At 45.5% G+C, this 653-nt stretch carries 3 tRNA genes and 2 rRNA genes; all 5 read right to left on the minus strand.

Going from position 1 to position 653, the window contains the following annotated elements:
- Positions 1-50 precede the first annotated feature (50 nt).
- Positions 51-126, minus strand: a tRNA-Val gene (locus IC218_RS21580).
- 5 nt (positions 127-131) lie between these two features.
- A tRNA-Glu gene (locus tag IC218_RS21585) sits at positions 132-206 on the minus strand.
- A gap of 6 nt (positions 207-212) precedes the next feature.
- A tRNA-Asn gene (locus tag IC218_RS21590) sits at positions 213-287 on the minus strand.
- Between the two features lie 7 nt (positions 288-294).
- Positions 295-411: ribosomal RNA gene (rrf, locus tag IC218_RS21595) — 5S ribosomal RNA — on the minus strand.
- Between the two features lie 135 nt (positions 412-546).
- Positions 547-653, minus strand: a 23S ribosomal RNA gene (locus IC218_RS21600); the annotation flags it as partial.

Consider the following 653-nt stretch of genomic DNA (forward strand, 5'->3'; position numbering starts at 1 on the left):
TCCAGCGTGACAGGCTGGCATTCTAACCAACTGAACTACCAGGCCGCAAATGGTGGGACCAGCAGGGCTCGAACCTGCGACCCCCTGCTTGTAAGGCAGGTGCTCTCCCAGCTGAGCTATGATCCCACAAATGGTGACTCGTAGGGGAATTGAACCCCTGTTACCGCCGTGAAAGGGCGGTGTCTTAACCTCTTGACCAACGAGCCATTTATTGGCTCCAAGGGTGGGGCTCGAACCCACAGCCTACCGGTTAACAGCCGGTTGCTCCACCGTTGAGCTACCTTGGAACATCTAACGTGGCTATGTCCTACTCTCCCAGGCAGTTTCCCACCAAGTACCATCAGCGCTAGAGAACTTAACTTCTGTGTTCGGAATGGGAACAGGTGTATCTTCTCTGCTATTATAACCACATTTCTTTTTTGTTGCTAGGACAAGTATAATATTAACATTTTTTGTTATTTTTGTCAATACTTTTTTCATACTTTTTTTCAGAGTTAACACTCTAAAAACTACATATATATTTTAGTCAATGAACATCAAATAATATTGGTCAAGTCCTCGACCTATTAGTATCGATAAGCTAAATACATTGCTGCACTTACACCTTCGACCTATCAACCAGATAGTCTTTCTGGGGTCTTACCCTTGCGGTG

The organism is Clostridioides sp. ES-S-0005-03, from assembly GCF_020658455.1.
In the GTDB taxonomy this organism is placed as follows: Bacteria; Bacillota; Clostridia; order Peptostreptococcales; family Peptostreptococcaceae; genus Clostridioides.